Genomic DNA, 23,872 nt, shown 5'->3' with positions numbered 1-23,872 from the left:
CATGCGCCGCGCCACACTGTTGTTGCTGACCACACTGAGCCTGCCCGCGCTGGCCGCGTCCGGTTCATGGTCCGATACCCAGCGCGGCGTGGTGCTGCAAAACCGTGGCGTGATGATGTCGTCGGGCGCGTTAGCACCGCCGGCATCCGCGCCCGTGCGCAGTTCAGGTTCCGCAACCATCACAACCCTAAGCTGGAAATATGAAGTGCTCGGCGCAAGACCCGCCGGTTTACAGGTCAGACTCTGCAACACCATGAATCACTGCATCAATCTGGACGCCGAAGGCGGGGTGACAAAATCGTTTTACGGCCAGTCCGCCACTGCACCATTAAGACTGGTTTATTTTGTCCCCGGCGCTGGCGCAATGAATACGCCGCTGCGGGTGATCAGTAATGAAGTGATCGTGAACTATCAGTAAGCCCTCCACCGGCTCTAGTAATCCCTGAAAACCTTCCGGACGCCGTCTCCCATTCTCAATGTTTGCCCATTTTATCTGTATGGATGTTCAGCTATCACCGGAACTCATCTGGCCGGGTCGCTACACCAGGATCACCTGTAACTGAGAACGGCTCCCTCCCCTGCGAAGGGGAGGGTTGGGGTGGGGTATTAAATAAAAATCAATATGTTGAAGTTTGCACTGACCAGGTGTTAGCCCTTAAAACCCCCTCTTATCTGAACCGGGGGCAGGGCAAAGCCCAGCAGGCAAGCCATTCTGCTCATCAGACGGGTGGAAACAGATCGGGATAAATCAGAAGGCTGGCTAATCTGATAGAGGTATCAGCAGAGGTCGGGATGTGAATCGCGGGGGAAATACGAATACGGAGGGGAAACCGTTCCCCTCGTCTGGCGTTAAACGGAGATCTTCCTGACGGTTTGCCCCGATACGGTTTCCTGCCCGTTCGGTCCGTAGAATTTCTGCGTCTGACTGGCGTTAAGGATCGCCAGCGCCTCGGTGTTATAGGCGATTTGTTTGCCCAGTAACATGCCGTTGTGACGATTTATCTGACTCAGCCTGGCGGTCATTTGCACAATATCTTGCCACATCGCGGCGATTTCCGGCTGACTCTGCCCTTGTGGATCTGAGTAGGGTGCGGTTTGTCTGAGGCGTTCGTCATGCTGACGACGCTGTTTATCAAGATAGTCTACCGTGGCTAACAATGAACTTTTCTGCTCGGTTATATGCTGCAAGGCTGCACCATTTACGCGGCCTGAGCACAGTATCGTTTGTTCGTGATTAATCACCTGATCCAGCGCTTGCAACGTTTCAACCAAGGTAGTCATGGTCTTGATAAAGTTCTTCATCGGGCCTTATTACCTTCCAACTTTTTGTCTTCACACTGAGGTCTTCAGCTTAAAGACCTTTGAGATAATCCTGCGTGTCCTGTAACAAAGCATCAGCGATTTTGCCGGTATCCATCGTCAGTTTACCGTCGCGGATAGCTTGTTTCAGTTCTTCGACACGTGCCGTGTTAATGTCCTGCGCACTTGACTGAGTCAGAGATGCCTGTGCTGAACTCAGGGTCACCGCCGTACCGCTGGTGGTGGTGCCAGAAACAGTGCCTTCTTTACGCGTGTTCTGTACTGAAGCTTCAGACGGTTCGCGTTGCTGGATCGAGGTTAAAGGTGAAACACCTTGAGTACGATCGATAGCCATAAATTTCTTCTCCAGTATGGGGATCAGGGTTTTGAACATCTCATGAAAACCCTTAAAAATGCCGTCGCGGACGACTCTGATACGTGTGTTATCGACATGTGGCGAAATAACTTTAGCTTTTATTGCAGCTTTTTGCAGAACAACGGCTGCACTTTAGGATTATATCGTCACTGTCACAGACCCATCTGAGCCTACTGTTCCGTTCACAATTGCACCTGACGGCATTCTGATCCGCACTGATTCATTCGCTGCAGCATTGTTCATCGCCTTACCGGCACTCGATACATTAAAACCACTGCCTGTTGCCTGAACCTGAACTTCCTGCCCCGCATGCACCATCCAAGGACGGCGCAGCATGGATAAGGTTAACGGCTGGCCGATGCTGATGTTTCGCAGCGTGATGCCATTCACCGCCTGTTGACTGTCAAGAATGGTTTTCGGTGGCAGCAGATCCAGTCGCCCGGTTTTTTGTTGCATATCGGTTTGTGTCAGGTGAGCGCCCGCTGGCACGTTCTTCGCCGCCACCCAGTACGTTCCGCTGACCTGCACTTTGGTCTGTACGTAACTTTTCTTGCCGTTACAGTTCACCGCCACGGAGACATTGCCCCAGGTGCGACTGTTCGGTGAAAGCATAAATTGTGGTGATAAACATTGGGGCTGACGCGCCGCCGGGGTGTTCACGACCACGGTCACCTGCATTCCGCTTTCAGCATATTGCTGGCGGAAGAACTGCTGAATTTGCGAGGACAGCAGTGTATCGCTATTGGACGAGGCCGGCACGCTTTTGACTTGCACTGGCAAAGACTGCGCATAGCTCACAGCACCAGACGTCGCACCGGTCATGATGCAGCCCAGCGTAATGCCTGTACGACATATTTTCAGCATGTTCATTCGCGTTTTACCTTTGTGCCAACCTACTACTGGCCACAAGTCTACGCTCACTTTGCAATTCCTAAAGGGACAAATAGCGCCCGATTTCATGCTTATTCAGACGATAGCCAGTTGACACTCGCATTTATGCTGTCGACTCCAAAATCTCACTTTGCGGAGGGCGCATGCTCGACAAATTGAACGCCGCACTACAGTTCCAACAGGAAGCGCTCAACCTGCGCGCCCAGCGGCAAGAAATTCTTTCAGCCAATATCGCTAACGCCGACACCCCAGGGTATCAGGCGCGCGATATCGATTTTGCCAGTCAGTTGCAGAAGGTGATGGAGCAGGGGCGTGCGAGCGGCAGCGGCATCTCCTTGTCTCTGACGTCTGACCGCCATATCCCGGCGTCCAACGTACAGCCTGCTGATATGGATCTGATGTACCGGATCCCTGACCAGCCATCGGCAGATGGCAACACGGTCGATATGGACCGTGAACGTACCAATTTTGCGGATAACAGCGTGCGCTATCAGACCGATTTGACCGTTCTCGGCGGGCAAATCAAAGGGATGATGTCGGTGCTGCAAGGATAATAGCCCATGTCAATGCTTGGTATTTTTGATATCGCCGGTTCTGCGCTGGCCGCGCAGTCTCAGCGCCTGAACGTCAGCGCCAGTAACATGGCCAACGCCGACAGCGTCACCGGCCCGGATGGTAAGCCGTATAAAGCGAAGCAGGTGGTTTTCCAGGTGGATGCAGCACCGGGTCAGGAAACCGGCGGCGTGAAAGTGGCGCAGGTCGTTGATGACCCGGCACCCATGCGCATGGTGTATGAGCCGGGCAATCCGATGGCGGATGCAAAAGGCTATGTGCAGATGCCAAACGTAGATGTGGTCAGCGAAATGGTGAACACCATCTCCGCTTCCCGCAGTTATCAGGCCAACGTCGAAGTGCTTAACACCACCAAGTCGTTGATGATGAAAACCCTCACTCTGGGGCAATAGCGGAGCGAATCATGGCAATTACCACGTCGATTAATGACACCACTGATAACACCACGATCGCCAGCACCAGTTCCGGTGGTTCGTCCACAACCGGAACCAGTTCTGCGGATGATTTATCCAGCAGTTTCCTGACTCTGCTGGTCGCCCAGCTGAAAAACCAGGATCCCACCAATCCGATGGATAACAGTCAGCTGACCAGTCAGCTGGCACAAATCAGCACCGTCAGCGGGATTGAAAAACTCAATACCACGCTGGGCAGCATTTCCGGACAAATCACCAGTGGTTCATCTGTTCAGGCAAGTTCATTGATCGGTCACGGCGTGATGGTGTCCGGCAGCGCAATTCTGGTCGGCAGCGACACTGACGGCACTGTCAGCACCACGCCATTCGGATTTGAACTGGAAACGGCCTCCGATACCACCACCGCTACAGTCAGCGACGCCACCGGTAAAGTGGTGAAAACCATCACGCTGGGCTCCCAGACTGCCGGTGTGCACAGCTATACCTGGGACGGTACACAGGACGATGGCACCAAAGCACCGGATGGCAGCTACACCTTCAGCATCAATGCCCTGAACAATGGTCAGCAAATGGTGGCAACACCGCTGAACTATGCGCTGGTCAATGGTGTAACGACAGATTCAGCCGGGAATACCGCGTTGGATCTGGGCGTACGCGGAACCGCGAAAGTCGATTCTGTACGCCAGATTTTGTAAGTGAGTCACTCAGACCGCTCCCTCCCCTTCGCCGGGGCAGGAGCTAAAAACACTACACACAGTACAATGGAGCTAACATGAGCTTTTCCCAAGCAGTCAGCGGCCTGAGCGCGGCATCGACTAACCTCGATGTGATTGGTAACAACATTGCCAACTCCGCGACCGTCGGTTTTAAAACAGCCACCGCCTCTTTTGCCGATATGTTTGCCGGTTCCCAAACCGGTATGGGCGTTAAAGTCGCCGCTGTCACTCAGAACTTCAATGACGGTACGACCACCAACACTTCCCGCGGTCTGGATGTGGCCCTGAGCGGCAACGGTTTCTTCCGTCTGACGGACACCAGTGGCGCGGTTTATTACTCCCGCAATGGTCAGTTCTCACTGGATGCCAACCGTAATCTGGTGAACATGCAGGGTCTGAGTGTCACCGGTTTTCCGGCCACCGGCACCCCCCCGACTATCGCCGCAGGCGCACAGCCGGTTGCCCTGAACATCCCGACCACCCTGATGAACGCAAAAGCCACCACGGTGGGTACGATGGTGGCTAACCTGAACTCAACGGATACGGCGATCCCGGCCGCCAAAACGTTCAGCAGCAGCGATGACACCAGCTACAACTACGTGAACAGCATCACCACCTATGACTCACAGGGTAATGCCCACGATAACAACGTCTACTTCGTGAAAACCTCTGCGAACAACTGGGATGTTTACGCGCAAGACGGCAGCGTCACAGGTTCAACAGCTGGCAAAATTGGTGCAATGCAATTTGATACCAGTGGTGCGCTGGTGAGTACCACTAACGCCGCAGGCGTCGCCAATGCCGGTCTGGCACTGACGTTGCCAATGAACACCGCGACTAACGGGACGGTGACGCCACAAACCGTTTCCCTGGATTTCACCGGCAGTATCCAGCAGAGCACCGGCAGCGACAGCATCGGTTCCCAGACTCAGGATGGTTATGCAGCGGGTCAGATGACCGGTTACACCATCAATGACGACGGCACAATCTCCGGCACTTACTCCAACAACAAAACCCAGTTACTGGGCCAGATTGTGCTGAGTAACTTCTCTAACCCGGAAGGTTTGAAATCTGAAGGCGACAACGTGTGGACGGCTACCGCGTCTTCCGGCCAGGCTGTAACCGGTATCGCGGGTCAGGGCGGTTTAGCGTCAATGACCAGCGGCGCGCTGGAATCTTCCAACGTCGATCTGAGTGCGGAACTGGTCAACATGATTGTTGCTCAGCGTAACTACCAGTCGAATGCGCAGACCATCAAAACTCAGGACTCCATCCTGAACACGCTGGTTAACCTGCGTTAATACGCGTTTTATCACCTGAGAACAGGGCAGCATTATGGATCACGCTATCTACACCGCAGGCGGCGCAGCCAGCCAGACGCTGGTTCAGCAGTCGGTGACGTCGAGTAACCTGGCTAACGCCAATACACCGGGCTTCCGCTCGCAGCTTTTAGCGATGCGCGCAGTGCCGGTAGACGGTGAAAGCCTGCAAACCCGCACGCTGGTCACGGCATCCACGCCGGGCGCAGATATGACGCAGGGCAAGCTGAACTACACCGGCCGTCCGCTGGATGTGGCTTTACAGCAGGACGGTTTCCTTGCGGTGCAGATGCCTGATGGCTCTGAAGCGTATACCCGTAACGGTGACATGCAAGTGTCACCGACTAACCAGCTGACCGTTCAGGGTCATCCGGTGATGGGGGATAACGGCCCGATTGAAGTTCCGCCGAATTCTCAGCTCACGGTTTCTGCGGACGGGACCATTGCCGTGCTTGAAGCCGGTGCTGACCCCAACACCATGGGCCAGCTCGGTAAGCTCAAGCTGGTGAAAGCGGCCAACAATGAAGTCACCCGTGGCGATGATGGTATGTTCCGGCCAACGCCGGCGACCGTTCAGGCACGGGGTGCGGCTTTACAGCCTGACCCGACGATTCACGTCATGCCCGGCACGCTTGAAGGCAGTAACGCGGACCCGGTTTCAACCATGGTTGACATGATCGCCAACGCCCGTCGCTTTGAGATGCAGATGAAAGTCATCCACAGCGTCGATGAAAATGAACAGAGTGCCAACAATCTGCTGTCAATGAGCTGATGATGGCAGAGGAGTAATGACATGATCCCATCGCTGTATATTGCGAAAACCGGTCTGGATGCCCAGCAGACCAATATGGATGTAATCGCCAACAACCTGGCGAACGTCAGCACCAATGGTTTTAAACGCCAGCGTGCGGTATTTGAAGACCTGCTTTACCAGACAGTCCGTCAGCCTGGTGCGCAGTCTTCTGAGCAAACCAACCTGCCATCCGGTTTACAGATTGGTACCGGTGTGCGTCCTGTTTCTACTGAGCGTTTGTTCTCGCAGGGCAACCTGTCGCAGACCAGCAACAGCAAAGACATTGCCGTCAAAGGGGAAGGTTTCTTCCAGGTTCAGTTGCCGGACGGCACGACGGCCTATACCCGTGACGGGTCTTTCCAGGTTGACCAGAACGGTCAGCTGGTGACCTCCAGTGGTTATCAGGTTATTCCTGCGATCACCGTTCCGGCGAATGCGCTGAGCATGACGGTCGGGCGTGACGGTATCGTGAGTGTGACCACGCAAGGTCAGACGGCGGCACAGCAGGTGGGGCAACTGACGCTGAGCACCTTCATCAACAACAGCGGCCTGGAATCACTCGGTGAAAACCTGTACCAGGAAACCCAAAGCTCCGGCGCACCAACCGAAAGCACCCCCGGTCTGAACGGCGCGGGTCTGCTGTATCAGGGTTATGTGGAAACCTCTAACGTCAACGTGGCGGAAGAACTGGTCAACATGATCCAGACCCAGCGTGCTTACGAAATTAACAGTAAAGCCGTGTCCACCTCGGACGAAATGCTACAGAAACTTTCCCAGCTGTAATGTTTGGCGGTTGATTGAAAACAAGAGGGCAGGGGCGGAAACGCTTCTGTCCTGAACCGGTTCAGATCCCTACCAGGTCGATTTTTTAAAGGCGATAACTGTGGTGACCAAAAAAAACACGTCGGTAATGACTTCTTCTAAAGACCGACCAGGCAAGCTGGTGCTGCCGCTGTTAATCACGTTACTGGCGAATGGCTGCGCGTATATGCCGCATACCCCGCTGGTACCCGGAGCAACCACAGCGACCCCTGCGCCTGCGGCACCGCCGGTTCCTAACGGTTCGATTTTCCAGTCAGTTCAGCCGATGAACTACGGTTATCAGCCTCTGTTTGAAGACCGCCGTCCACGTAATGTCGGCGACACGCTGACCATTGTCTTGCAGGAAAATGTCAGTGCAAGCAAAAGCTCCTCAGCGAACGCCAGCCGCAACGGCGCGACCAGCTTTGGCGCAGCGACAGCGCCACGTTATCTGGAAGGTCTGTTCGGTAATGCCCGTGCCGACCTCGATATGACCGGTGCCAACACCTTTGCCGGTAAAGGCGGCGCAGCGGCCAATAACACCTTCAGCGGCACCCTGACCGTGACGGTTGGGGAAGTGCTGGCAAACGGCAACCTGAAAGTTGTCGGAGAGAAACAAATCGAAATTAATCAGGGAACTGAATTTATCCGGTTCTCCGGTGTGGTCAACCCGCGCACCATCAGCGGTTCGAACGCCGTTATCTCCACGCAGGTGGCAGATGCACGCATCGAGTACGTCGGGAATGGCTACATCAATGAAGCGCAGAACATGGGCTGGTTGCAGCGGTTCTTCTTAAACTTATCGCCGTTATAACGAGGCAATCATGCGAAAACTCCTTTCCGGTATTCTCTGTCTGGCGATGTCCGCCCTGGTGGTACTGCCCGCATCCGCCGACCGTATTCGTGATCTGACGACGGTACAGGGGGTGCGTGATAACGCCCTGATCGGCTACGGGCTGGTGGTGGGTCTTGACGGTACCGGTGACCAGACCACACAAACACCTTTTACCACCCAGACGCTGACTAACATGTTGTCCCAGCTCGGTATCACAGTACCGGCAGGCACTAACATGCAGTTGAAAAACGTGGCAGCGGTGATGGTCACCGCCAAAATGCCGCCGTTTTCGCGTGCCGGTCAGGCCATCGATGTGGTGGTTTCATCCATGGGTAATGCCAAAAGTATTCGCGGCGGCACCTTGCTGATGACCCCGATGAAAGGGGTGGATAATCAGGTTTACGCACTGGCGCAGGGTAACGTGCTGGTCGGCGGTGCAGGCGCTTCCTCCGGTGGCAGCAGCGTGAAAGTTAACCAGGTTTCAGGTGGGCGTATTACCGGCGGGGCAACCATTGAACGCGAATTGCCGAGTACGTTCGGCACCGAAGGCGTGATCAGCCTGCAACTTAACGACGAAGATTTCAACCTGGCGCAGCAGGTCAGTGACGCCATCAACCGTCAGGGAATGGGGGTGGCGTCAGCGCTGGATTCCCGCAATATTCAGGTGGTGGTGCCGCGTGGCAATACCTCTCAGGTGCGCATTCTGGCGCAGATCCAAAATATCGAAGTGAACGTCGGGCCGATGGATGCGAAAGTCATCATCAACTCCCGTACCGGTTCGGTGGTCATGAACCGCGATGTGACCCTGGATAACTGTGCGGTTGCACAGGGCAATCTGTCTGTGGTGGTTGATCGCCAGAACGATGTCAGCCAGCCGAATACGCCATTTGGCGGCGGTCAGACGGTAGTGACGCCGAACACCAATATTTCCGTACGCCAGTCCGGCGGGTCGATTCAGCAGGTACGCTCCAGTGCCAGCCTGAACAACGTTGTCCGTACCCTGAACGCGTTAGGCGCGACGCCTATCGATCTGATGTCCATTCTGCAGGCGATGAAAACAGCCGGATGCCTGCGTGCTGATTTGGAAATTATCTGATGAGCGATCTGATGTCGATGTCAGGGGCGGCGTATGACACGCAATCCCTTAACAAACTGAAGCGGGATGTGGCGCAGGATCCTCAGGCGCACATCAAAGAAGTGGCGAAGCAGTTTGAAGGGGTGTTCGTGCAGATGATGCTGAAAAGCATGCGTCAGGCACTGCCGCAAGGGGGGATTCTGGATAACGAATCCACCAAACTTTATACATCGATGTACGATCAGCAAATTGCTCAGGACATGTCCGACAAAGGGCTGGGCATGGCCGACATGATGGTCGAACAACTGACCGGTGGCAGCAAGCAACCGTCAGAACTGGCGGGAACGGTGCCGATGGCGCTGGACGGCGAAGTGCTGAAAACCATGCCGTTGCAGGCGATGGAACAGTATCTGCGCAAAGTCATTCCGACTGCGCCGGACCGCACCACCGGCGGCGCACCGTTGCCAGCCGACAGCGGACAGTTCGTTTCCAGCCTCACCATTCCGGCACAGGTCGCCAGTAAAGACAGCGGGATTTCGCATCAGCTGATCATGGCGCAGGCCGCGCTGGAATCTGGCTGGGGGCAGCGCGAGATCCCGACTGCCGACGGCAAACGCAGCTTCAACCTGTTCGGTATCAAAGCGGGCAGCAGCTGGGACGGTCCGACCACCCAAATCACCACCACGGAATATACCAGCGGCGTGGCGAAAAAAGTGCAGGCCAGTTTCCGCGTGTACGGCTCCTATGTGGAAGCCATCAGCGATTACATCAAATTGCTTACCAACAACCCGCGTTATGCGCAGGTTGCCTCGGCCAGTACTCCTGAACAAGCCGCGCATGCCTTGCAACGTGCAGGTTACGCGACCGACCCGAATTATGCCGACAAACTGGTGAGTGTGATCCAGAAAATCAAAGGCGCGGGTGAGCAGGCGGTGAAAGCCTATAGCCATGATTTAAAAGATATCTTCTAGACCCGCAAATCCTCGTTTTTTTTCTCAAGTTTTAGCGGTGCAGGCCGATAACACGATCAGAATGGGAAAAGGGGAAACCCCCGGCTCAGCTTCCTTAATTACACGGTGGTAAAAAGTCACCGGCAGCCAAAAGGTCACTCATGTCCAGTAGCTTAATTAATACCGCAATGAGCGGACTGAACGCAGCGCAGGCGGCGCTCAGTACCACCGGGAACAACATCGCTAACGTGAGTGTGGCCGGTTATAACCGCCAGACCGCCATTATTACGCAAAGTAATGGCATCTCTACTCCTGCCGGTTATATCGGCAACGGTGTGACGGTGACCGGTGTGAATCGTGAGTACAACTCTTTCGTGGTGAAGCAGCTTCTGGGTGCCAGCGCAACCGGCAGCGCGCTGTCAACGCAGCTTGATCAGGCCAGCTCTATCGATGACCTGCTCGGCGACAGTTCCACAGGTATCGATGCCACCATGTCGACTTTCTTTAAAGGCCTGCAAACGCTGACCAGCAATGCCAGCGACAGTGCGGCTCGTCAGGCAGTGCTGGGTGAGGCACAGGGTTTAACCGCGCAGTTCAACAGTTCAGCCAAATACCTGAATGACATGAATACCGCCGTTAACCAGCAAGTCACGCAGAATGTTGACCAGATCAACACCTATGCGTCGCAGATTGCCAAACTGAACAGTCAGATCACCGCGACCCGTGGCAGCACCGGACAGGAACCTAACGCCTTGCTCGATCAGCGTGACCAACTGGTCAGTCAGCTGAACAACGTCACCGGTGTGGTCGTGACCCAGCAGGACGGCGATACTTACAATATTTCATTCGCCAACGGCACGCCGCTGGTGAGCGGCGGCAACGCCAAAACGGTGGTTGCGATGCCGTCCAGTGCCGATCCTTCCAAACTGACGGTCGGCATGACCCAACCGGACGGTTCGGTTTCTGAAATTCAGGAAAGCCGTCTGACCACCGGTTCGCTCGGCGGCACGCTGACTTTCCGTAAAGACAACCTGGAACCGGCCATTAACCAGCTCGGGCAACTGGCGCTGGCGCTGTCTGACAGCTTCAATACCACCAACAAAGCCGGTTTTGACCTCAACGGTGACGCGGGGACGGACTTCTTCTCCTTCACCGGCGCGACCACGGTCAGCAACACCAAAAATACCGGCAGCGCCCAACTGAGCGTGGCATATACCGACACGGCAGCGGTGAAAGCCAGCGATTACACTATGGCTTACAACGGCACCAGCTGGGATGTAACCCGCGTTTCCGACGGGGCAAAAATCACCCCGACGGCGGGCACCGACAGCAATGGTGATCCGACGATGAATTTCGATGGCTTGTCGGTTTCCGTCACCGGCACGCCGAATACCAATGACAGCATCACCATCAAAACGGTCAGCAATGTTGCGGGCAGCATGAATCTGGCTATCAGTGATTCTTCATTGATCGCCGCAGCGGGTGCGGCAGACAGCGGCGTGAGTGACAACACCAACGCGCAGAAACTGCTGAATCTGCAAACTGCGAAACTGGTGGAAGGTAAATCCACCCTGTCGGGCGCATACGCCAGCATGGTAAGTAACGTGGGTAACCAGGTTTCCACGCTGACCACCACCAGCACCTCACAGGCGAATATCGTCACGCAGCTCACCGCTCAACAGCAGTCTATCTCCGGGGTTAACCTCGATGAAGAATACGGCGATCTGCAACGTTACCAGCAATATTATCTGGCGAACGCGCAGGTCGTGCAGACGGCTTCGACGATATTCGACGCGATCATCAACATTCGCTGATCCCAGAACTGATAAGGAACTGATGCCATGCGTCTTAGTACCAATATGATTTACAACCAAAACATGAATGCGGTACTGGATGGTCAGAACCGCTTCCAGGCGACCGGTTTACAGTTGTCGACCGGCAGCAAAGTGAGCAAGCCTTCGGATGACCCGCTGGCGGCGTCGCAGGCGGTGCTGGTACGTCAGGCGCAATCGGAGAACAGCCAGTTTTCCGTGGCCCGTACCTTTGCTAACCAGAGTATGAGTCAGGAAGAGTCGATTTTAAGCAGCGTGACCTCGACGATTCAGGATGCACAGACGTTGATCGTTCAGGCCGGTGACGGTTCTTTAAGCGATGACGACCGTTCTTCTCTGGCGACAAAACTGGACAGCCTGAAATCGCAACTGGTGAACCTGGCGAACAGCACCGACGGTAACGGCCGCTTCATCTTCGCCGGTTACAAAAGTGATACTCCGCCTTATACGCAGGACGCCACAACGGGTGCGGTAACCTATTCCGGGGGCACGACGTCTATTACTCAGCAGGTTGATACCAGTCGCACCATGACCATCAACCATACCGGTAACCAGATTTTTAATGCCTTAACCGGTGATGCGAAAGCCGAACCGGACGGTTCTCCGAGCGAATCAGATTTATTCAAAACCATCGACGGTGCGCTGACTGCGCTGAGAACGCCATCGGCGGATAACACCACGGATACGCAATACACCGATGCCATCGATAAAGCTAACCGCGGCCTGAGTAACTCACTCAACAACGTGCTTTCCGTACGTTCAGAGTTGGGTACGCAGATGTCCGAACTGGATAATCTCGATACACTGGGCGACAACCGCGATGTATCGAACTCGACCAAACTCAGTAATCTGGTCGATACCGAATGGACCTCAGCAATTTCGACCTACACCTTGCAGCAGGTTGCGCTTCAGGCATCTTATAAGACCTACAGCGCCATGCAGGGTATGTCACTGTTCCAGATGAATTCGTAATACTCTCCGGCGCGTAAGCTTACGCGCCAGGCTCCATCTCTTCGTTATCGCTGCCTGTCTGCTTTTACGGCAGACCGGCAGATTCTTTTCTGACTGTACTTAAACCGGGTACTTTCAGCTTTGTATGTCACTTTTTCTAAGGTTTAAGTGACATACACTTTTTCCTCGTCCTGCTTCAAATTGTCTCTGCGTTGGCTGCCTTCGTTCACCCCAGTCACTTACTTATTGTAAGCTCCCGGGGATTCGCTCAGTTGCCGCCTTGATACAATCCGAACCCGTTAGAGGAATCTGTGCCCGTTATGGGTTAATGACCGAAGAGGGCGAGAAGGACGGGGAACAGGAACGGGGCGAGCAGGGAGGTGATGATGCCGCAAATCACCAGCGCCAGTGAACTGAATGCGCCTTCCTGATAATCCATTTCTGCGCAGCGGGCGGTACCCAGTGCGTGTGATGCGGTACCCATCGCCAGCCCGCGTGAGGCTTTGGTGGTGATCTTCAGAACATTCAAAATCGTATGACCAAAGACCGCGCCGAGGATGCCGACGAAAATCACACATACGGCGCTGATGGCCGGAATACCATTGATCGACTGCGCGGTGGCCATGGCAATCGGCGTGGTGACGGATTTCGGTAATACCGATGCGGCAATTTGCGGCGTTGCTCCCATCCATAATGCAATCGCGGTGCCGCTCACCATCGCCACCACGCTGCCGATAAAGCAGATACTGATGATGGATTTCCAGCGGGCGCGGATCTGATGCAGTTGTTCGTACAAGGGAAACGCCAGCGCCACGACGGCGGGTTGCAGCAGATCATTGAGGATCTTGCTGCCCGCGAAATAGCGTGCGTAAGGGATATGGGTGACCAGCAACAGGGGAATGATCACCACCATCGACATCAGCAGCGGGTTGAGCAGCGGCATTTTAAGTTTAATAGCGAGCTTACGGGTGGCGAAAAACACCACCAGCGTCAGCGGCAGCGACCACAATATATCAATCATTTTTATCCTCCGCTTTATCCGTCACCGCACCGCGTTCGCCATGGATATAGTGGGAACAGTAGGCGACAACCAGCAATACAATCAGGGTACTGACCAGACACGACACCACCAGCGGCCCGAACTGCGTGCGCAGTTGCTCGTAATAATTCATGACCCCGACGCCGATAGGGACGAACAGCAACGCCATATAGCGAATCAGAACATTACAGCCCGGTTTGACCCATTTGAACGGCAGAATTTGGGTTGAAAGCAAACCAAACAGGATCAGCATGCCGATGATGCTGCCGGGAATGGTGAGCGGTAAAAGAGATGAAATCGCATTCCCGGCGAATAAACAGAGATAAATCAGAATAAACGCCCGAACATATTGGAATACCAGAGAGATTGCGGTGCTCATGGTGTATCACCCAGTTGAATAATGTATTCATCATACAATTAAGATGTGATCTGCGCCACAAAACGGAGTATGAAATTTAGGAATGAAGTGTATTCCAAAATGGCGTTTGGTAAACGGGGAAAATACGGATTGTGGGTTGCGGGCGATTCAGAAAGCTTGCTGAATGAGAGGTTCCAGCCTGTTGCGGTGATACCTGAAACATAGCCAGCGAGCGGAGTGCTGGTTGAAAAAGCGAAGGGAGATCCGGGAGGGAGAAAGCACTTCTCCCTCCCGGGCGGTTTCGGCGCAGTGCGTCAAATGTGAGCACTGCACGTAAGAAACTGAAATTTCCTCGGTCAGGCGTCTAAATCAGGCATTCAGTGCCACTGTAAAACCAAAATTTGCCAGTCTTAAAGCACCTTCTCCAGGAAAGCCTGGGTTCTGGCATGAACCGGCCGTTCCAGCACCTGTGCGGCAGCGCCGCTTTCAACCACGCGACCATCCACCATAAACACCACCTGATCCGCCACCTGGCGCGCGAAGCCGATTTCATGGGTGACGACCACCAGCGTGACGCCCGACTGCGCCAGCTTCTTAATCACATCCAGCACTTCGCCAACCAGTTCGGGATCGAGGGCGGACGTCGGTTCATCAAACAGCATGACTTTAGGATTCAGCGCCAGCGCACGGGCGATGGCGATGCGCTGCTGCTGTCCGCCGGACAAATGACGCGGCCATGCGTGCGCTTTTTCGCGCAGACCGACCGTGTCGAGCAGTTCACAGGCACGGGCGATGGCGTTTTTGCGGCTCAGCAGACCGTGAACCACCGGCGCTTCGATGATGTTATCCAGCACCGTCATGTGCGGGAATAAATTGAAATTCTGAAAAACGTAACCGACATGTGTGCGCTGTTTGAGGATGGCGCGCTCTTTCAGTTCATACAGCGTATCGCCTTTGCGGCGGTAGCCGATGTAATCGCCGTCAATCTGAATAAAACCTTCATCGACGCGCTCAAGATGGTTAATCGTGCGCAGCAGGGTCGATTTCCCCGAGCCGGACGGGCCGAGGATCACGGTCACGGTGCCCGGTTCGATGCGCAGACTCACGTTATCCAGCGCTTTGTGCGCGCCGTAGTATTTGCTCAAATTATTGATTTCGATGCGCCCGACGGTAGCAGCCTGAGGTTTGCGTGGAAACAGCTGCTCAACAGGCGCTTCCTGCGGGCGGTTAACGAATAAATCAAAGGCTTCTGACATAGTGCTTTCCCTTTATTAAGAACGGGCGACGCGCCATTGACGCAGGCGCTGCAAGGGTGTCGGCGCGACCTGACGCACGGTGCCGCGGGAGAAATAGCGTTCGACGTAATACTGCAAAACCGACAGCACGGTGGTGATCAGCAGATACCAGATGGTGGCGACCATCAGCAGCGGGATCACCTGCTGTGTGCGGTTGTAAATCACCTGCACGGTGTAAAACAGTTCCGGCATCGACAGGACGTAAACAATCGATGTGCCTTTCGCCAGGCTGATCACTTCGTTAAAACCGGTCGGCAGAATTGAACGTAACGCCTGCGGCAAAATGATGCGGAAGGTCCGGCGGTAGGCCGGTAATCCCAGCGCGGCCGCAGCTTCATGCTGGCCGTGTTCTACCCCTAAAATCCCGCCGCGAATGATCTCGGCGGTATAGGCCGACTGCACCAGCGACAGACCGAGCACGGCGACGGAAAACTGATCCAGCAAATCCACCGTCGGGGTGCTGAAAAAGGAAATCGTGGTGAACGGAATGCCGAGCGAAAGGTTGTCGTAGAGATAGGAAAAGTTGTAGAGAATGATCAGCACCAGCAACAACGGCAGGGAACGGAACAGCCAGATATACCCCCAGGCCAGTGCGTTCAGTAAATAGGATTTCGACAGGCGGGCGAGGGCCAGTGCCGTGCCGAAAATCACCCCAAAAAGGGTGCCCAGCAGCGTGAGCAACAGAGTTTTGCCAAGCCCGGACAGGATCACCGGGTCAAAAAACCACTGGCGAAATACGCCCCATTCCCAGCGGGAATTCGTGGCAATCGACTGGATGATGCCCAGCAGAATAAACGCCGAAAAAACCGCACCGGCAAGACGCCACGGATAGCGCGCGGGCACCACTTTCAGCGGCGGATGATTCACAGATGAAGGGGCATTTTCGCTCATTATTTTCTCTTTCTGTTACGTTGCAGATGACGTGACCGGCACGTCCGCCTTCAGCGTTTTGGTAAACGGCAGGCGCCCGTCATACGGTGGCCGGGAATAGACCTCCGGATCGAGGCGGGTGTCGAATTGCGGCTGATAACCGTGGGACAAATACAATCCGACCGCTTCGGGCTGGCGGAATCCGGTGGTGAGAAATACCCGCCGGTAACCGTACGCGGCTGCGCGACGCTCCAGTTCATGCAGAATTTTTTGTGCCAGTCCCTGACGGCGCAGCGCGCGGTGAGTCCAGATGCGTTTGAGTTCGGCAGTCTGTTCGTCGTAGCGTTTGTACGCGCCCATTGCAATGGGCGCGCCGTTTCTCAGCAGAACAATGAAGGTGCCATCGGGCGCGGAAAACACGCTGTCATCTTCCGGCGGCTGGCTCGAGAAGAAATCGCCGTAACGGTCGCGGTATTCACCGAATAATCCTTCGATGACCGGCGCAATCAGCGGGTCTTCCGGCACGGTCTGAATGAAAATATCTTCGCTCATCGTTTCTGCTCCTGATCAGTCGCCCAGCCCTGGCGGGTTAATTTCAGAGTGATCGATTTTCTCGACGCTTTCGCCCCAGCGGTCCAGCACTTTGATATACGCTCCGCTGGCAATAGCGCTGTTCAGCGACGCCTGCACGGCATCCACCAGGCCATTCCCTTTTTTCAGCGTCACGGCGATATTGGCGGTTTTCGGCCAGCCGCCCGGCACCGTGCCGACCAGTTTGGTTTTACCGGTCAGCAACGCTTTGTACGCGCCGGTGACGTTCGGGCCGAACGTGGCATCGGCGCGACCGGACTGGATAGCCAGCGTCGCGGCAGCGTCATCGGTGACATATTGCGGTTTCAGCGCCGGTAATCCTTTCGCCTGGTTTTCTTTGTCCCACGCCAGCAACACGGCTTCCTGATTGGTGCCTGAGCCGACAATAATGCGTTTACCGGCGATATCGGGTGCGGATTTTATCGAGGTGATTTTGCTGTCACTTTTCACATAGAAACCGAGGGTATCTTCGCGGTAGGTGGCGAAATCAAATTTGGTTTTACGGTCTTTGGTGACGGTAATGTTGTAGATGGCTGCGTCGTATTTCCCCGACGTCACGCCCAGCGGCCAGTCTTCCCATGAAGCCGGCACCACTTTGAGTTTCAGGCCTAAACCGTCGGCGACCAGACGGGCGATATCCGCCTCGCTGCCGATCACGGTTTTATTGTCACGGGCGTACAGCCCGAAGGGTGGGGCGCTGCCGAGCACAGCCAGCGCCACGGTCAGCGTACCCGGTTCGACAAACTTAAAGTTGGCCGGGATTTTTGCCACGGCTTCCGGGCTTTTCGGTGTATTCACCGGCGTTTCATTGGCAATCAGATCAATACCTGGCGCGGCGTATGCCGCTGATGAAAAACTTAATATTGCCGCGATGGCGGTGGCTGTGATGGTTACGCTATGTTTCATCATTATTATTTTTACCCTGCATTCTTATTTTAAGTGGTGATGACCGTGAGGTGACGCTCTCACTATTCCCGAGTGTTACAGGGATGTAAAACAACAAAATTAAATAATCAAAGAGATAAAGTGGAAATACATTTCGCCGGAAATTTTGCACGAAAAATGCCCGGAATATCCGGGCGTGAGGAAATAAAGTCAGGTATGAAAAGGTTATTTTCCGGTTAATTCACTCAGCGCTTTTTCTGCCAGTTGCTGGAAATAATTCGCCGCCGGGTAAATAGCCGACTCATCAGGATTAAATTGCGGATGATGCAAGCCGAAATCGCTGGCCGAGCCGATGCTGACAAACGCACCCGGCACATGATGCAGGTAAAATGCAAAATCCTCGCCCCCCATCTGCGCCTGCGCTACTTGCGCGTTATAGCCAAATTCCGCAGCGGCCTGTAAGGCAAAGTCTGCCCAGCGCGGTGTATTCACCACCGCTGGCGGCCCGCCAAACCAGTGCAGTTCGGCCTTCGCCCCCAGCGCATCTGCCACCCCGTTGATCACCTTGCGTATCCGCTGAGGGATTTGCTCGCGGATCCCGTTGCTGTAGGTGCGCACCGTGCCTTCCAGTTCCACGGTTTGGGGTAATACGTTCCAGGTGTTGCCGCCTTCAATACGGGTGACGCTGACTACCGCCGCCTCCTGAGCGCTGACGTTGCGGCTGACCACCGTTTGCAGCGCGGTCACAATGTGGCTGGCGGTGACAATGCTGTCGGTACCTTCTTCCGGATGTGCGGCGTGCGCGCCTTTGCCGGTCACGGTTATCTGGAAGCGGTCCACATTGGCATAAAATGCGCCGCCTTTTGTCTCAAAGGTGCCGACCGGCAGTTCTGGCGCATTATGCAGGCCGAAAATCGCATCAACGTTTTCCAGTGCACCGGCTTTAATCAGTTGCGACGCACCGCCAAACCGTTCTTCCGCAGGCTGGAAAAACAACCGTACGCGGCCCGGTAGCTGGTCTTCCCTTGCTTTAAGCAGATGGGCCGCGCCGAGAATAACAGAGGTATGAAAATCGTGGCCGCAGGCGTGCATCACGCCGGGTTGTTGCGAACTGAACGGCACACCGGAGGCTTCTTCAATCGGCAGGGCATCGATGTCACCGCGCAGGGCAACAACCGGGCCGTGTGCCGGGCGAATTTCAGCCACCACGCCGGTTTTCAGCCCGAGCGATAAAATGCGGATCCCGGCAGCATTCAGCCATTGGGTAATCTTTTGCGTGGTCACAAATTCCTGATTGGATAATTCAGGATGCTGATGTAATTCACGGCGATAAGCGATGAGTTGTTCTTCCAGTCCTGTCTCATGTCGGGGGGCAATGCTATTCGTTTCTTCGGCAAGTGAAATGCTCATGGCAAATAACCTTATTGTCTGAAAATGATTGTTAAAGATATGTAGCAAGTCATTCCATGCTAGTCAGACAGAAGCCAATCACTAAATACTCAGTCGCTATAATTTATAGTCGTTTTGCACAGTGCCTTGCATAGCAAAATACTGACTATAGAAACGTGTTTTTATTATTTAGCTTTGAACTTATTTCGTGGAACTCTTTTTATCACAACGGATAAAAAGGGATGCGCAGGTGAATTACCGACTGAGTTTATTAGATCAAAGCCCGATTAATGACGGGCAGACCGCAGCGCAGGCGCTAGACGCCACGCTGACTTTTGCGCTGGCAGCAGAAAAACTGGGCTATCACCGTTTATGGGTGTCAGAACATCACGATACTGAAAAGCTGGCCGGTAGCTCGCCGGAAGTGTTGATCGCCTGGCTGCTGGCGCGCACTTCCCGGCTGCGGATCGGCTCCGGCGGTGTGATGCTGCAACATTACAGCCCGTATAAAGTGGCAGAGAATTTCCATCTGTTGTCATCACTGGCGCCGGATCGCGTGGATATCGGCATCGGCAAAGCGCCCGGTGGTTTACCCTTGTCAACCAAAGCGCTGCGTGCCCATACACCGGCCGAATCATCGCCTGGTTTCCCGGCGCAGTTACAGCAACTGACACATTATCTCACGCATCTGGATGACCATCTGGCGGGCACAGAAGCCCGTGCGTTACCGCGTCCGCCGGTGGCACCGCAGCGATTTTTGCTCGGTGCCAGCAAAGAAAGCGCGCGTCTGGCCGCGTCACTGGGCTGGAACTTTGTCTTCGCCGGTTTTATCAATGCTTCAGCGCAAGTGATGACCGAATCGGTGCTGGCCTTCCACGAATATTCCGCCGGACAAGGGCAGGCGCTGGTCAGTCTGGCGGCGCTGGCGGCACAAACCCGCGAGCAGGCCGCTGAACTGGTGACTGGCCAGCATAATTTTCGCGTCACGCTGGGCGACCGGCACGTTACGGTCGGTTCCCGCGAACAGGCTGAAGCCTTTGTGCGGCAGTCAGGTGCGACGCAATACCATATCGAACAGCAGCAAATCAGCGTGCTGCACGGCACGCCGGGCGATATCCACGAGCAACTGCGCGATATTCAGCGCCGCCTGTGCGTGAACGAATTTGTTATTCACACTCCACTGACTGAAGCCGGTGTGCGGCTGAAGTCCATCGAATTGCTGGCTGGCCAGCTTTAAGGAGATTTCATGAGCCATTCAAAAAGTATCAAGCTGGGTCTGATGTTGCACGGTGCCGGCGGCCACATGAATTCGTGGCGTCACGAAAAAGCGCCTGCGGATGCCAGTGTCAATTTCCCCTATTTCCGTGATTTAGCCTTGCGCGCCGAAGCGGCTGGTTTTGATTTCCTGTTTGTGGCCGACGGATTACACATCAACGAAAAATCACTGCCGCATTTCCTCAACCGTTTCGAACCTGTCGCGTTGCTGTCTGCGCTGGCTTCGGCTACCCACAGCATCGGGCTGGCGGGCACTATTTCCACTTCCTACAGCGATCCCTTTACCGTCGCACGTCAGCTGGCGTCAATAGATAACATCAGTCAGGGACGGGCGGGCTGGAACGTGGTGACTTCGCCGCTGGCCGGTTCGGCGAAAAACTTCGGCAAAGACCATCCTGAACATGCGCTGCGCTATCAGATTGCTGAAGAATACATCAGCGTGGTGCAGGGGCTGTGGGATTCGTGGGAAGACGGCGCGTTTGTGCGTGACCGCGAAAGTGGTGTGTTCTTCGACGCGGCGAAGCTGCATAAACTGAATCATCAGGGACAGTTTTTCTCGGTCGAAGGGCCGCTGAATATCCAGCGTTCACCGCAAGGGCAGCCGGTGATTTTCCAGGCTGGCGCGTCGGATGCCGGTATCGCGCTGGCAGGTAAATCTGCCGATGCCGTTTTCACTAACGCCCGGACGCTGGAAGAAGCACAGGAATATTCGGCAAAATTACAGGCACAGGTCAGCAAAAATGGCCGCCATCCGGTGGGTATTTTCCCTGGCATCAGCCCGATTGTCGGCAAAACCGAAGAGGAAGCCGAGGCCAAATATCAGTATCTTCTGTCGCTGTTGTCACTTGACGATGCGCTGGCCTATCTCGGGCGATTCTTCGATCACCATGATTTCAGCCAGTATCCGCCGGACGGCCCGTTCCCTGAACTGGGCGATTTAGGCCAAAACACTTTCCGCTCCACCACCGACAGCATCAAGAAGCTGGCGCGGGAGGAAAACCTGACGCTGCGTGAAGTGGCGTATCAGACCACGCTGCCGCGCGGCGAATTCTTCGGCACGCCAGAACCGGTCGCCGACCAGTTGATCCGCTGGGTGGAAGAGGGCGGTGCCAGCGGATTTATCATCAGCGGACCGGTACTGACCGAAGCGCTGGACGACATTACCCGGCTGGTGTTACCGGTGCTGGAAGCCCGTGGCTACTGGCATCCCTCGCAGGCAACGACGTTGCGTGAGCGCCTGAATATTCCGTTCAAAACCAACCGTTATAGCGTGCAGGAAACCCGCCGCGAGACAGTGAACGAAAAATAGTTACAACATACTCATGCTGTATCACAGGCCCGCTCCGGTAACTCCGGGCGGGCTTTTTGCTTTGCAGGTTTTTTAGGTCCGGGACTTTTTACCCTGTAAAAACATTCACGGACTTGCCCGCCTAAAAAATTGGGCGTAGGCTTTCTGCAATTAAAAAACGATCGGTCTAAATGATGAGTGCTGAGCTTTCTACTGAACCTGACGTGCCAGTCAAACCGCGCCGCGGGCGTCCGCCGAGAACGGCACGCGAGTTTGATGATACGCGTGAAGCGCTGATCCGTTCGGGGCTTGAAGTGATCACCGAAACGGGCTACCTGTCAGCAGGCATCGACGCGGTGATTAAAAACATCGCGGTGCCGAAAGGATCGTTTTATCACTATTTCAAAAGTAAGCAGGATTTCGGCATGGCCGTTCTGACGGCTTACGGCTCATTTTTCGCCCACAAACTCGACAAGTTTCTGCTCAGGGCTGAGTTGTCACCGCTGCAACGCATCGGTGCGTTTGTGACCCATGCCGGTGAGGGAATGGCGAAGTTTGAGTTCAGACGCGGCTGTCTGGTCGGCAATTTATTGCAGGAATCCCCGCTGTTGCCGGAAGATTTTTCGCAGCAACTCAAAACGATTTTGGGCGAATGGGAAGGCCGTGTTGCCACCTGTCTGGAAGAAGCCCGGCAGGCCGGAGATATCGCATCAGACATGCCGCCTGCGCAACTGGCGCAGATTTTCTGGTCTGGCTGGGAAGGCGCGGTGATGCGCGCAAAACTGTACCGCTCGGCCGAACCGCTGGATCAGTTCTGGGCGTATTTCCGTCATACGCTGCAGTCACCTGTTCATTCATAAACTCGTCGGCCATAAATTCAAAAAATAGCACCTGCAATCATTACGTGAGTCATCGCATACCTCATGACAAAAACTTTAATCTCCTGAAATCATAAAGGGAAAAAAATGAAAGCATTGGTTCTGGAACAACAAGACAAGGCCACGCTGGCCGAAGTGAAAGAGATTGCGCTGCCGGACATGGCGGCAGGCGACGTACTGGTTGATATCAGCTGGTCAGGGCTGAATTACAAAGATGCACTGGCCATCACCGGGAAAGGCAAAATCATTCGTCAGTTTCCGATGGTGCCGGGCATTGATTTTGCGGGCCATGCCAGCCGCAGCAACGACCCGCGTTTCTCCGTCGGGCAATCCGTCATTCTCACCGGCTGGGGCGTTGGCGAAACGCACTGGGGCGGTCTGGCGGAGCAGGCATGCGTCAAAGGTGACTGGCTGGTCGCGCTGCCGGAAGGTCTGGCTGCGCGCAATGCCATGATTATCGGCACCGCCGGTTTCACTGCCATGCTGTGCGTCATGGCGCTGGAAGAAGCGGGCGTGACACCCGAAAGCGGCACCGTGGTCGTGACGGGTGCCAGCGGTGGCGTGGGTAGTACGGCGGTGGCCTTGTTGCATACACTCGGTTATACCGTGGCTGCGGTGACGGGCCGTGAATCTACGCATGATTATCTGCGTAAACTGGGTGCCAGCGAAATTCTCTCCCGCGATGATTTTGCAGAGACCCGTCCGCTGGAAAAACAAGTCTGGGCCGGTGCGGTCGATACCGTCGGTGACAAAGTGCTGGCTAAACTGCTGGCGCAAACCAACTACGGCGGTTGCGTGGCGGCCTGCGGTCTGGCGGGGGGCTTTAACCTGCCGACGACCGTGATGCCGTTTATTCTGCGCAACGTCCGTTTGCAGGGGGTGGATTCGGTTTCGGTTCCCGCTGAACGCCGTGCTGCCGTCTGGGAGCGTTTACTGAATACGCTGCCGGATGACTTTTATCAGCAGGCCGCGACGGAAATTACCCTGGAACAAGCTCCGGCTGTCGCAGCCGATTTCCTGAACAATAAAATTCAGGGCCGGACGCTGGTGAAAATCGGCGGCTGACCCTTTTTGCCCGGTATTCCCGTGATACCGGGTGCTTTCCCTTCAATTTTCTCCCCGCTATAAAGAATTCCTCCTGAGCGGCCGATATAAAGAATGTCCCTCTGAGAAAAAAGAG

Annotated in this window: 26 protein-coding genes; 16 read left to right on the top strand and 10 right to left on the bottom strand. The window is 55.0% G+C overall.

What is annotated here, in order from left to right; translation table 11 throughout:
- The first annotated feature begins 1 nt into the window (after window position 1).
- A complete protein-coding gene (locus tag EX31_RS11335; RefSeq protein WP_037034832.1) occupies window positions 2-418 on the top strand; it encodes a flagellar protein FlhE in 417 nt (138 codons plus the stop codon).
- A gap of 431 nt (window positions 419-849) precedes the next feature.
- Here EX31_RS11335 and EX31_RS11330 read toward each other — a convergent pair whose 3' ends face one another.
- From EX31_RS11330 to flgA, 3 genes are all read right to left on the bottom strand, one after another.
- Window positions 850-1,302, bottom strand: a complete 453-nt coding sequence (locus EX31_RS11330) for a flagella synthesis protein FlgN (RefSeq protein ID WP_013575160.1) — start codon at window positions 1,300-1,302, stop codon at window positions 850-852.
- A 49-nt stretch (window positions 1,303-1,351) separates the two neighbouring features.
- Window positions 1,352-1,654, bottom strand: a complete 303-nt coding sequence (gene flgM, locus EX31_RS11325; RefSeq protein ID WP_013575161.1) for a flagellar biosynthesis anti-sigma factor FlgM — start codon at window positions 1,652-1,654, stop codon at window positions 1,352-1,354.
- A gap of 159 nt (window positions 1,655-1,813) precedes the next feature.
- The gene (gene flgA, locus EX31_RS11320; protein WP_015689767.1) at window positions 1,814-2,545 is read right to left on the bottom strand and encodes a flagellar basal body P-ring formation chaperone FlgA; all 732 of its coding nucleotides are present in this window, start codon (window positions 2,543-2,545) and stop codon (window positions 1,814-1,816) included.
- A gap of 164 nt (window positions 2,546-2,709) precedes the next feature.
- On the opposite strand from flgA, the gene flgB reads away from it, so the two are divergent.
- The 11 genes from flgB (at window position 2,710) to flgL (ending at window position 12,845) form a co-directional block, all read left to right on the top strand.
- Window positions 2,710-3,120: a flagellar basal body rod protein FlgB gene (flgB, locus tag EX31_RS11315; RefSeq protein WP_013575163.1), complete on the top strand. Its 411-nt coding sequence runs from the start codon at window positions 2,710-2,712 to the stop codon at window positions 3,118-3,120.
- 6 nt (window positions 3,121-3,126) lie between these two features.
- Entirely contained in the window at window positions 3,127-3,531 is a 405-nt protein-coding gene (gene flgC, locus EX31_RS11310) for a flagellar basal body rod protein FlgC (protein ID WP_013575164.1), read from the top strand.
- Between the two features lie 11 nt (window positions 3,532-3,542).
- Entirely contained in the window at window positions 3,543-4,247 is a 705-nt protein-coding gene (gene flgD, locus EX31_RS11305; RefSeq protein WP_013575165.1) for a flagellar hook assembly protein FlgD, read from the top strand.
- Between the two features lie 77 nt (window positions 4,248-4,324).
- A complete protein-coding gene (gene flgE, locus EX31_RS11300) occupies window positions 4,325-5,569 on the top strand; it encodes a flagellar hook protein FlgE (protein ID WP_037034831.1) in 1,245 nt (414 codons plus the stop codon).
- A 34-nt stretch (window positions 5,570-5,603) separates the two neighbouring features.
- On the top strand, window positions 5,604-6,359 hold the full coding sequence (locus EX31_RS11295) for a flagellar basal body rod protein FlgF (RefSeq protein WP_013575167.1): 756 nt from the start codon (window positions 5,604-5,606) through the stop codon (window positions 6,357-6,359).
- 21 nt (window positions 6,360-6,380) lie between these two features.
- Window positions 6,381-7,163: a flagellar basal-body rod protein FlgG gene (flgG, locus tag EX31_RS11290; RefSeq protein ID WP_013575168.1), complete on the top strand. Its 783-nt coding sequence runs from the start codon at window positions 6,381-6,383 to the stop codon at window positions 7,161-7,163.
- 127 nt (window positions 7,164-7,290) lie between these two features.
- The gene (locus EX31_RS11285) at window positions 7,291-7,995 is read left to right on the top strand and encodes a flagellar basal body L-ring protein FlgH (RefSeq protein ID WP_071823641.1); all 705 of its coding nucleotides are present in this window, start codon (window positions 7,291-7,293) and stop codon (window positions 7,993-7,995) included.
- Window positions 7,996-8,005: 10 nt separating this feature from the next.
- A complete protein-coding gene (locus EX31_RS11280; RefSeq protein WP_037034828.1) occupies window positions 8,006-9,112 on the top strand; it encodes a flagellar basal body P-ring protein FlgI in 1,107 nt (368 codons plus the stop codon).
- A complete protein-coding gene (flgJ, locus tag EX31_RS11275; RefSeq protein ID WP_013575171.1) occupies window positions 9,112-10,062 on the top strand; it encodes a flagellar assembly peptidoglycan hydrolase FlgJ in 951 nt (316 codons plus the stop codon). Before EX31_RS11280 ends, flgJ begins: the two co-directional genes overlap by 1 nt.
- A gap of 140 nt (window positions 10,063-10,202) precedes the next feature.
- Window positions 10,203-11,855 carry a flagellar hook-associated protein FlgK gene (flgK, locus tag EX31_RS11270; protein WP_037034827.1) on the top strand — a complete coding sequence of 551 codons (1,653 nt, stop codon included), beginning with the start codon at window positions 10,203-10,205 and terminating at the stop codon, window positions 11,853-11,855.
- A 27-nt stretch (window positions 11,856-11,882) separates the two neighbouring features.
- The gene (gene flgL, locus EX31_RS11265) at window positions 11,883-12,845 is read left to right on the top strand and encodes a flagellar hook-associated protein FlgL (RefSeq protein ID WP_013575173.1); all 963 of its coding nucleotides are present in this window, start codon (window positions 11,883-11,885) and stop codon (window positions 12,843-12,845) included.
- Window positions 12,846-13,149: 304 nt separating this feature from the next.
- On the opposite strand, the gene EX31_RS11260 is transcribed toward flgL, so the two are convergent.
- The 7 genes from EX31_RS11260 to EX31_RS11230 form a co-directional block, all read right to left on the bottom strand.
- Window positions 13,150-13,845, bottom strand: a complete 696-nt coding sequence (locus EX31_RS11260) for a CidB/LrgB family autolysis modulator (RefSeq protein ID WP_013575174.1) — start codon at window positions 13,843-13,845, stop codon at window positions 13,150-13,152.
- The gene (locus EX31_RS11255) at window positions 13,838-14,242 is read right to left on the bottom strand and encodes a CidA/LrgA family protein (RefSeq protein WP_013575175.1); all 405 of its coding nucleotides are present in this window, start codon (window positions 14,240-14,242) and stop codon (window positions 13,838-13,840) included. The genes EX31_RS11260 and EX31_RS11255 overlap by 8 nt, the downstream gene beginning before the upstream one ends.
- A gap of 389 nt (window positions 14,243-14,631) precedes the next feature.
- Window positions 14,632-15,477 carry an amino acid ABC transporter ATP-binding protein gene (locus EX31_RS11250; protein ID WP_037034826.1) on the bottom strand — a complete coding sequence of 282 codons (846 nt, stop codon included), beginning with the start codon at window positions 15,475-15,477 and terminating at the stop codon, window positions 14,632-14,634.
- Window positions 15,478-15,492: 15 nt separating this feature from the next.
- On the bottom strand, window positions 15,493-16,407 hold the full coding sequence (locus EX31_RS11245; protein WP_013575177.1) for an amino acid ABC transporter permease: 915 nt from the start codon (window positions 16,405-16,407) through the stop codon (window positions 15,493-15,495).
- Between the two features lie 15 nt (window positions 16,408-16,422).
- On the bottom strand, window positions 16,423-16,938 hold the full coding sequence (locus EX31_RS11240) for a GNAT family N-acetyltransferase (RefSeq protein WP_013575178.1): 516 nt from the start codon (window positions 16,936-16,938) through the stop codon (window positions 16,423-16,425).
- A 15-nt stretch (window positions 16,939-16,953) separates the two neighbouring features.
- Window positions 16,954-17,886: an ABC transporter substrate-binding protein gene (locus EX31_RS11235; RefSeq protein WP_037034824.1), complete on the bottom strand. Its 933-nt coding sequence runs from the start codon at window positions 17,884-17,886 to the stop codon at window positions 16,954-16,956.
- Between the two features lie 201 nt (window positions 17,887-18,087).
- Window positions 18,088-19,272 carry an amidohydrolase gene (locus EX31_RS11230; RefSeq protein WP_037034822.1) on the bottom strand — a complete coding sequence of 395 codons (1,185 nt, stop codon included), beginning with the start codon at window positions 19,270-19,272 and terminating at the stop codon, window positions 18,088-18,090.
- Window positions 19,273-19,501: 229 nt separating this feature from the next.
- Here EX31_RS11230 and EX31_RS11225 point away from each other — a divergent pair, with 229 nt between their 5' ends.
- The 4 genes from EX31_RS11225 (at window position 19,502) to EX31_RS11210 (ending at window position 23,757) form a co-directional block, all read left to right on the top strand.
- Window positions 19,502-20,488, top strand: a complete 987-nt coding sequence (locus EX31_RS11225; protein WP_037034821.1) for an MsnO8 family LLM class oxidoreductase — start codon at window positions 19,502-19,504, stop codon at window positions 20,486-20,488.
- 9 nt (window positions 20,489-20,497) lie between these two features.
- The gene (locus EX31_RS11220) at window positions 20,498-21,835 is read left to right on the top strand and encodes an LLM class flavin-dependent oxidoreductase (protein ID WP_037034819.1); all 1,338 of its coding nucleotides are present in this window, start codon (window positions 20,498-20,500) and stop codon (window positions 21,833-21,835) included.
- A gap of 170 nt (window positions 21,836-22,005) precedes the next feature.
- Window positions 22,006-22,674, top strand: coding sequence for an acrylate utilization transcriptional regulator AcuR (locus EX31_RS11215; RefSeq protein WP_051931018.1), 669 nt, complete (start codon window positions 22,006-22,008; stop codon window positions 22,672-22,674).
- Window positions 22,675-22,779: 105 nt separating this feature from the next.
- Complete coding sequence (locus EX31_RS11210; RefSeq protein WP_037034816.1) at window positions 22,780-23,757, top strand: oxidoreductase; 978 nt, start codon at window positions 22,780-22,782, stop codon at window positions 23,755-23,757.
- Window positions 23,758-23,872 lie beyond the last annotated feature (115 nt).

Source organism: Rahnella sp. WP5, assembly GCF_000745615.1.
Lineage (GTDB): Bacteria > Pseudomonadota > Gammaproteobacteria > Enterobacterales > Enterobacteriaceae > Rahnella > Rahnella aceris.
The sequence above is the reverse complement of the archived record's forward strand: the minus strand, read 5'-3'. Positions and strand labels throughout refer to the sequence as shown.

Coding starts and splice junctions, on each gene's coding strand:
- EX31_RS11335 (WP_037034832.1), top strand. CDS start 2: ATGCGCCGCGCCACACTGTTGTTGCTGACCACACTGAGCCTGCCCGCG.
- EX31_RS11330 (WP_013575160.1), bottom strand. CDS start 1,302: ATGAAGAACTTTATCAAGACCATGACTACCTTGGTTGAAACGTTGCAA.
- flgM (WP_013575161.1), bottom strand. CDS start 1,654: ATGGCTATCGATCGTACTCAAGGTGTTTCACCTTTAACCTCGATCCAG.
- flgA (WP_015689767.1), bottom strand. CDS start 2,545: ATGAACATGCTGAAAATATGTCGTACAGGCATTACGCTGGGCTGCATC.
- flgB (WP_013575163.1), top strand. CDS start 2,710: ATGCTCGACAAATTGAACGCCGCACTACAGTTCCAACAGGAAGCGCTC.
- flgC (WP_013575164.1), top strand. CDS start 3,127: ATGTCAATGCTTGGTATTTTTGATATCGCCGGTTCTGCGCTGGCCGCG.
- flgD (WP_013575165.1), top strand. CDS start 3,543: ATGGCAATTACCACGTCGATTAATGACACCACTGATAACACCACGATC.
- flgE (WP_037034831.1), top strand. CDS start 4,325: ATGAGCTTTTCCCAAGCAGTCAGCGGCCTGAGCGCGGCATCGACTAAC.
- EX31_RS11295 (WP_013575167.1), top strand. CDS start 5,604: ATGGATCACGCTATCTACACCGCAGGCGGCGCAGCCAGCCAGACGCTG.
- flgG (WP_013575168.1), top strand. CDS start 6,381: ATGATCCCATCGCTGTATATTGCGAAAACCGGTCTGGATGCCCAGCAG.
- EX31_RS11285 (WP_071823641.1), top strand. CDS start 7,291: ATGACTTCTTCTAAAGACCGACCAGGCAAGCTGGTGCTGCCGCTGTTA.
- EX31_RS11280 (WP_037034828.1), top strand. CDS start 8,006: ATGCGAAAACTCCTTTCCGGTATTCTCTGTCTGGCGATGTCCGCCCTG.
- flgJ (WP_013575171.1), top strand. CDS start 9,112: ATGAGCGATCTGATGTCGATGTCAGGGGCGGCGTATGACACGCAATCC.
- flgK (WP_037034827.1), top strand. CDS start 10,203: ATGTCCAGTAGCTTAATTAATACCGCAATGAGCGGACTGAACGCAGCG.
- flgL (WP_013575173.1), top strand. CDS start 11,883: ATGCGTCTTAGTACCAATATGATTTACAACCAAAACATGAATGCGGTA.
- EX31_RS11260 (WP_013575174.1), bottom strand. CDS start 13,845: ATGATTGATATATTGTGGTCGCTGCCGCTGACGCTGGTGGTGTTTTTC.
- EX31_RS11255 (WP_013575175.1), bottom strand. CDS start 14,242: ATGAGCACCGCAATCTCTCTGGTATTCCAATATGTTCGGGCGTTTATT.
- EX31_RS11250 (WP_037034826.1), bottom strand. CDS start 15,477: ATGTCAGAAGCCTTTGATTTATTCGTTAACCGCCCGCAGGAAGCGCCT.
- EX31_RS11245 (WP_013575177.1), bottom strand. CDS start 16,407: ATGAGCGAAAATGCCCCTTCATCTGTGAATCATCCGCCGCTGAAAGTG.
- EX31_RS11240 (WP_013575178.1), bottom strand. CDS start 16,938: ATGAGCGAAGATATTTTCATTCAGACCGTGCCGGAAGACCCGCTGATT.
- EX31_RS11235 (WP_037034824.1), bottom strand. CDS start 17,886: ATGATGAAACATAGCGTAACCATCACAGCCACCGCCATCGCGGCAATA.
- EX31_RS11230 (WP_037034822.1), bottom strand. CDS start 19,272: ATGAGCATTTCACTTGCCGAAGAAACGAATAGCATTGCCCCCCGACAT.
- EX31_RS11220 (WP_037034819.1), top strand. CDS start 20,498: ATGAGCCATTCAAAAAGTATCAAGCTGGGTCTGATGTTGCACGGTGCC.
- EX31_RS11215 (WP_051931018.1), top strand. CDS start 22,006: ATGATGAGTGCTGAGCTTTCTACTGAACCTGACGTGCCAGTCAAACCG.
- EX31_RS11210 (WP_037034816.1), top strand. CDS start 22,780: ATGAAAGCATTGGTTCTGGAACAACAAGACAAGGCCACGCTGGCCGAA.